Below are 6,717 nucleotides of genomic sequence, written 5' to 3'. Positions count from 1 at the left end.
GCCGTGGCCCGAGCTGACCGACTTCGACCCGCAGGGCGGCCAGGGCCCGATGGGCGGCCCCGTCTACCACTACGACGCCGACAACCCGTCGACGACGAAGTTCCCGGCGTACTGGGACAAGAAGGCGTTCTTCGCCGAGTTCTCCCAGGACTACCTCGCGGCCTTCACGGTGCAGTGGCCGAACGGCCCGGTCGACCACATCGAGCAGGTCCTGCCCAACAAGGCCCTCGAGACGAACGGCCAGCCGATCACCGACAGCCCGATCGACGTCGAGTTCGGCCCGGACGGGTCGCTCTACGTCCTCGACTACGGTGACGGCTTCTTCCGGGCCAACCCCGACGCCGGCCTCTACCGGATCGACTACAGCCCGGGCAACAAGGCGCCGCAGGCGAAGATCGCGGCCAGCCCGGTGAGCAGCAGCAACGCCCCGCTCACCGTGCAGTTCGACGCCTCGGCGTCGAAGGACCCGGAGGGCGGCGCGCTCACCTACCAGTGGGACTTCGACGGCAACGGCACGTTCGACGCCACCGGTGCCACCGCGTCCTACACCTACACCGAGCTCGGCAGGTACACGGCTCGTCTGCGCGTCACCGACCCGCAGGGCCGCAGCGGCCTGACGAGCACGTCGATCTCGGTCGGCAACGTCGCACCGACCGTGACCATCAAGACGCCCCCGAACGGCGCCTTCTTCGACTGGGGCCAGGCCGTGCCGTTCGACGTCACGACCTCCGACCCCGAGGACGGCACCGCCACGGTGTGCTCGCGCGTCACGTGGACCTTCGGTCTCGGGCACGACGCGCACGCCCACCCGCTGAGCCAGGGCACGGGCTGCCAGTTCGCGATCCCGACCCCGGCGGACGCGACCGAGCACGGCGAGACCGAGAACATCTTCGGCGTCGTCGTCATCACCTACACCGACAACGGTCACGCCGGCGTCCCGGCCGCGACCACGACCGAGCAGCTGGTCCTCAACCCGAAGAAGCAGGAGGCCGAGTGGGCCGACCTGGCCCAGGGCGTCGAGATCGTCGGCGACACGACGGCGAGCGGCCTGCGCAAGGTCACCTCGCTCGACGCCGGTGACCACCTCGGCTGGGACCCGGCCAACCTCGTCGGCATCACCGGCATCACGGCCCGCGCGTCGGGCCAGGGGACGCTGTCGCTGCGCTGGAACTCGCCGACGGCGACACCGTTCGGGACGGTCGCGGTGGACAGCACCGGCTGGTCCGACACGGCGGCGGTCCTGTCGTCGAAGCCGGCCGGCACCGGCCGCCTCTTCGTCACCTCGACGGGCGGGGTCGTGCTCGACGCCCTCTCGTTCGTCGGCGACGGGGTGGCGGACAAGACGCCGCCGACCGTCTCGGCGACGCTCAGCCCGGCGACGCCGAACGGCGCGAACGGCTGGTGGACGAGCAACGTCACCGTGACGGTCACCGCGACCGACAACGGCACCGTCGCCTCCCGCCAGCGCTCCACCGACGGTGGGGCGACGTGGGTCAACGCCAACACCGCGCTCACGGTCTCGACCGAGGGCACGACGACGGTGCTCTACCGGGCCACCGACAACGGCGGCAACGTCTCCGAGGTCGGCTCCGTCACGGTGAAGCTCGACAAGACGCAGCCCACCGTGGCGGTCTCCGGGGTCACCGACGGCGCGTCCGTCGGCAACTCGACGGACGTCAGGTGGACGGCGACCGACGCCACGAGCGGCATCGACACCGTCACGGCCACGGTCGACGGGACCACGGCCGCGGCCGACCAGCCGCTGGCCCTGTGGCGCCTGCCGCTTGGCAACCACACCCTCGTCGTCACGGTTAAGGACAAGGCGGGCCTCGTCCGCACGACCACGACGACGTTCACCACGACGACGTCGCTGGCCGAGCTGACCGCCCTCACCGAGCGCCTGGCCCGCGAGGGACTCGTGACGAAGGTCGGTGAGCCGCTCCTGGAGAAGCGTCTCGAGCAGGCCGCCCGGCACGTGGCGGGTGGCCGCCCGGCCGCGGCCATCTCGCAGCTGCAGGAGTTCGTCGCCCTCGCCGGCCAGCCGGCGAACGTGTCGGACGCCGCGGCACGGGGTGCGCTCCAGCGCGACGGCAACGCCGTCATCGCCTCGCTGAGGTGACGACCCGGTGACCCGGCGGCGGCCCCCGCCGCCGGGTCACCCGGGCCCCCACCGGGGGACCCGACCAGATCGAAGGAGATCGAGATGAGCAACGACAACAGCACCGGGCCGGTCGAGCACCCGATCGGACGGACCGGGCTCTGGCTCGTCGGCGCGCGCGGCAGCGTCGCGACGACCGTGGCCACCGGCCTGGCCCTGGTCGCCGCGGGCGGCATCGGCGAGCACGGCCCGGACGGGCTCGTCACCGAGCAGCCCGGCCTGCGGGAGCACCTGGTCGGGCTCGACCGCCTCGTGCTCGGCGGCCACGACGTCGCCGACGTGCCCCTCGTCAAGCGGGCCGCCGCGCTCGCCGACGCGGGTGTCGTGCCGGCGACCGCCCTGCCCCTCGTCCACGACGAGCTCGAACGCGTCGAGACGCGGTTGCGGCCCGGCTACGCGCCCGGCGCCGAGACGCAGGGCGACGCCGCGCGCCGCGTCGCGGCCGACATCGAGGCCTTCCGTCGGGCCGAGGGCCTGGACCGTGTCGTCGTCGTCAACGTGTCCTCGACCGAGCCGCCCGTCGATGAGGACGCGTCCCACGCCTCCCTCTCGGCGCTCGAGTCGGCCTGGGCGGCAGGCGGTTCGCCCCTCCCGTCCAGCTCGGTCTACGCGGCGGCGGCCTTCCTCGCCGGTGCCGCGTTCGTCGACTTCACCCCGTCCACCGGCGCCCGGCTCCCGGCGCTCGCCGAGCTCGCGCAGCGTCTCCGCGTGCCGTGGGGCGGCAGCGACGGCAAGACCGGCGAGACGCTCGTCAAGTCGGTGCTGGCGCCGATGTTCGCCGCACGCTCGCTCCGGGTGCGCTCATGGGCCGGGGCCAACCTCCTCGGTGGCGGTGACGGCGCGACGCTTGCCGACCCTGACGCCCGCGAGAGCAAGTCGCGCAGCAAGGCCAAGGGACTGGAGGCGATGCTCGGCTACCCGGTCGAGGGCCCGGTCCACATCGACAACATCACCGACCTCGGCGACTGGAAGACGGCGTGGGACCACGTGACGTTCTCGGGGTTCCTCGGGACGCGGATGACGCTGCAGTTCACGTGGCAGGGCTGCGACTCGGCCCTCGCGGCACCACTCGTCATCGACCTGGCCCGCCTCGCCGACCTCGCGCTGCGTCGCGGCGTCGTCGGCTCCGTGCCGGAGTGGGGGTTCTTCTTCAAGGACCCCGTCGGCTCCGACGAGCACGGGCTCGCCGCACAGCTCGAGACGCTGCGCGGCTGGGTCCGCGGCACCACGGCACCGGCATCGACATCGGCATCGTCATGACCACCCTGCGCGACCTCGCGGAGCTGGTGCGTGCGCCGGCCGCCCTCACGGTCCCCGGCGACACGCTCGCCGGCGCAGCCGCGGCGGGCTGGCCCGGCGGGCGCCGTACCGCACTGCTGCCGTTGGCCTCGACATGCCTGTACTGGGCCGGGATGGCGCTCAACGACTGGGCCGACCGCGCTGTCGATGCCACCGAGCGTCCGGAACGGCCCATCCCGTCCGGACGCGTGCCGGCCACCACCGCCCTCGGCGTGGCCGCCGGCCTGACGGTCGGCGGGGTCGCCGTGGCCGGCCTCGCGGCAGGACGGGTCGGCGCAGCCGTCGCGGGCGTCCTCGCCGCGGCGGTGTGGGCCTACGACCTCGGCCCCAAGGACGGGCCGGTGGGCGTGGCCACGATGGCCTCGACCCGTGCCCTCGACGTCGTCCTCGGGGCGAGCGCCGGCGGCGTGGCGGGGGTCCGAGCGGCCGCCGCGCCGGCCGTGCTCGTCGGTGCCCACACCGCGGGCGTCACCGCCCTGAGCCGCGGCGAGGTGCACGGCGGCTCCGCCGCCACCGCCAGGGCCGTGGCGCTCGGCACCGCCGCGGTCGCCACCGCGACGGCGGCCCTCGCGCCGGCCCTCGCGCCGGCCCTCGCGCCGGCCCTCGACGGGCCGTCGCGTGCTCGGCACCGCACGCGCGCGTGGCGCGCGGGGTCCGTCGTGCTGTCGACGACGCTGGCCGGCTGGTACGCCCGGGGCGTCCTGCCGGCCCAGCTCGACGCGGCCCGCTCGCCCGACGCCGCGACGGTCCGGCGCGCCACGGGGCACGGCATCCGGGGGTTCGTGCCACTGCAGGGCTCGCTCGTCGCCGGCCGGGGACGGCCCGAGCTCGCCCTGGCCCTCGCGGCCTCGGTGCCGGTCGGACGCCTCGCCATGCGGGTGGTGTCGCCGACATGAGCCTGCGGTTCGGCTACGGCCTCAACGGGTTCACCGACCACCGGCTCGAGGACGCGCTCGCCCTCCTCGCAGACCTCGGCTACGACGGCGTCGCGCTCACCCTCGACCACGCGCACCTCGACCCGTTCGCCCGCGACGTCGCCGCGCGGGTCCGGCGGGTGCGGGCCCTGCTCGACCGCCACGCCCTCGACGTCGTCGTCGAGACGGGGGCACGGTTCCTGCTCGACCCGCGACGCAAGCACGAGCCGACACTGGTGTCCGACGAGGGCCGGCAGCGTCGCGTCGACCTGCTGCAGCGGGCGATCCGCATCGCGGCCGAGATCGGCGCGCCGGTCGTCTCCTGCTGGAGCGGCCTGGGGCCGCGAGGGGTGCCGCGCGCCGAGCTGCTCCGGCGTGTCGACGACGGAGTCGCCCGGGTCCTGCCGGTCGCCGTCGAGCACGGCGTCGACCTGGCGGTGGAGCCCGAACCGGGCATGGTCCTCGAGCGCGTCGGCGACGTGCTCGCCCTGCGCCGGCGGCTCGGCGACCCGGACCGGCTGCGCCTGACCATGGACGTCGGCCACCTGCGCTGCGTCGAGGACGAGGACCCGGCCTCCGTCGTCCTCGCGGCCGGCCCCCACGTGGCGAACGTGCAGATCGACGACATGCGGCGCGGCGTCCACGAGCACCTGCCGTTCGGCGAGGGCGAGGTGGACGTGCCGCCGGTCCTGGCCGCCTTCCACGCGGTCGGCTACCGCGGCCTCGTCTCCGTCGAGCTGCCGCGGCACGCATGGGCGGCGCCGACGCTGGCCGCCGACAGCCTCCGCTTCCTCCGTGAGGCGCAGCGGGCGGCAGCGCGTCCCGCCGCCTGCCCCGCGGCGGCTTCTCCCGCAGGACGGACCGCATCCGACCCGAGCCTCCAGGAGGTGACCTCGTGACCCGCACCGCGACCCAGCCAGACCTCGACGCCGCCCTGGTCGAGGTGGCCCGCGACCCCGACTCCATCGACCGGCACTTCCCGCCCGCCGCACGCCTCGCCGCGCGCGCCGGGGTGGACGGCGCCGCCCACCGACGTCGGCTCCTGCTCGCCGTGCCCGGACCTTCGGACGACATCGCCCGCCGGGTCGCCCGCCTCTACGAGCGTGGCGACACGGCCGAGCGGCTCGCGGTGCTGGGGTCCCTCGACGCCCTGGACGCGCAAGACCGCCACGACCCGCTGGGGGACCGCGGCCTACCGCTCGTCCGGGATGCCCTGCGCACCAACGACACCCGGCTGGTCGAGGCTGCGCTGGGGCCGTACGCCGCGCGGCACCTCGACGCGCACGCGTGGCGGCAGGCCGTCCTCAAGGTGCTCTTCACCGGGGTGCCCGTGGCTGCCGTCGCCGGTCTCGCCGAGCGGGCCGACGCCGAGCTGGCCCGGATGGTCACCGACTACGCCGCCGAACGGCTGGCCGCCGGCCGCACCGTGGCCGCCGACGCCTCGACCGTCCTCGCCGCCTGCACCCACCCCGACACCACCCCGACCACCGACCCCGTCGGCGCCCGAGACCGCTGAGGAGCAGCCGTGCGCATCTTCGACCCCCACATCCACATGACCTCGCGGACCACCGACGACTACCGACGGATGCACGAGGCCGGCGTCCGCGCCGTCGTCGAGCCCTCGTTCTGGCTCGGCCAGCCGCGGACGACCGTCGGCACGTTCTGCGACTACTTCGACGCGCTCCTCGGCTGGGAGCCGTTCCGGGCCGCGCAATACGGCATCGCGCACCACGCGACGATCGGCCTCAACCCCAAGGAGGCCAACGACGCCCGCTGCCGCGAGATCCTCGCCGAGCTGCCCCGCTACCTCGTCAAGGACCGGGTCGTCGCGATCGGCGAGCTCGGCTACGACAGCATGACGCCGGAGGAGGACGAGGCCTTCGCCGCCCAGCTCGCCCTCGCCGTCGAGCACGAGCTGCCCGCCCTCGTCCACACGCCGCACCGCGACAAGCTCGCGGGGACGCGTCGGACCCTCGACGTCGTCCGCGAGTCGGGTCTCGAGCCGCGGCGGGTCCTCGTCGACCACCTCAACGAGGTGACGGTGGGCGTCGTCGCCGAGTCCGGCTGCTGGATGGGCTTCTCCGTCTACCCGGACACGAAGATGGACGAGCAGCGGATGGTCGCGATCCTGCGCGAGCACGGTCTCGACCGGATGCTCGTCAACTCCGCCGCCGACTGGGGCAACAGCGACCCGCTCAAGACCTGGCGCACCGGGCAGGAGATGCTGCGCGCCGGGTTCACCGACGACGACGTCGACCGCGTGCTGTGGCGCAACCCCGTCGAGTTCTTCGCCCAGAGCGGTCGTCTCGAGCTGCCCGAGGACGCCGACGGTGACCGCCCCGAGGG

General features: G+C 74.6%; 6 protein-coding genes. All 6 read left to right on the top strand.

Features of this window, described 5'->3' with window-relative positions; all coding sequences use genetic code 11:
- On the top strand, positions 1 to 2,119 hold a 2,119-nt coding region (locus ACPYOM_RS20240), incomplete at its 5' end, for a PKD domain-containing protein (RefSeq protein ID WP_481347321.1).
- 84 nt (positions 2,120 to 2,203) lie between these two features.
- Entirely contained in the window at positions 2,204 to 3,418 is a 1,215-nt protein-coding gene (locus tag ACPYOM_RS20235; RefSeq protein WP_481347320.1) for an inositol-3-phosphate synthase, read from the top strand.
- Positions 3,415 to 4,353: an SCO3242 family prenyltransferase gene (locus ACPYOM_RS20230; protein ID WP_481347319.1), complete on the top strand. Its 939-nt coding sequence runs from the start codon at positions 3,415 to 3,417 to the stop codon at positions 4,351 to 4,353. The genes ACPYOM_RS20235 and ACPYOM_RS20230 overlap by 4 nt, the downstream gene beginning before the upstream one ends.
- Positions 4,350 to 5,270 carry a sugar phosphate isomerase/epimerase family protein gene (locus tag ACPYOM_RS20225; RefSeq protein ID WP_481347318.1) on the top strand — a complete coding sequence of 307 codons (921 nt, stop codon included), beginning with the start codon at positions 4,350 to 4,352 and terminating at the stop codon, positions 5,268 to 5,270. Before ACPYOM_RS20230 ends, ACPYOM_RS20225 begins: the two co-directional genes overlap by 4 nt.
- Positions 5,267 to 5,887, top strand: a complete 621-nt coding sequence (locus ACPYOM_RS20220) for an EboA domain-containing protein (RefSeq protein WP_481347317.1) — start codon at positions 5,267 to 5,269, stop codon at positions 5,885 to 5,887. The genes ACPYOM_RS20225 and ACPYOM_RS20220 overlap by 4 nt, the downstream gene beginning before the upstream one ends.
- Positions 5,888 to 5,896: 9 nt before the next feature.
- Positions 5,897 to 6,717 (top strand): TatD family hydrolase (locus ACPYOM_RS20215; protein WP_481347316.1); only part of this gene is annotated, 821 nt, incomplete at its 3' end.

This window comes from Monashia sp. HAY1-2A (genome assembly GCF_056755315.1).
Note: the sequence above shows the minus strand (reverse complement) of the source record. Positions and strands in the feature narration are given on the sequence as shown.

Bases quoted from the DNA above. Each gene is read 5' to 3' on its own strand.
- ACPYOM_RS20235 (WP_481347320.1), top strand. From the start codon at position 2,204: ATGAGCAACGACAACAGCACCGGGCCGGTCGAGCACCCGATCGGACGG.
- ACPYOM_RS20230 (WP_481347319.1), top strand. From the start codon at position 3,415: ATGACCACCCTGCGCGACCTCGCGGAGCTGGTGCGTGCGCCGGCCGCC.
- ACPYOM_RS20225 (WP_481347318.1), top strand. From the start codon at position 4,350: ATGAGCCTGCGGTTCGGCTACGGCCTCAACGGGTTCACCGACCACCGG.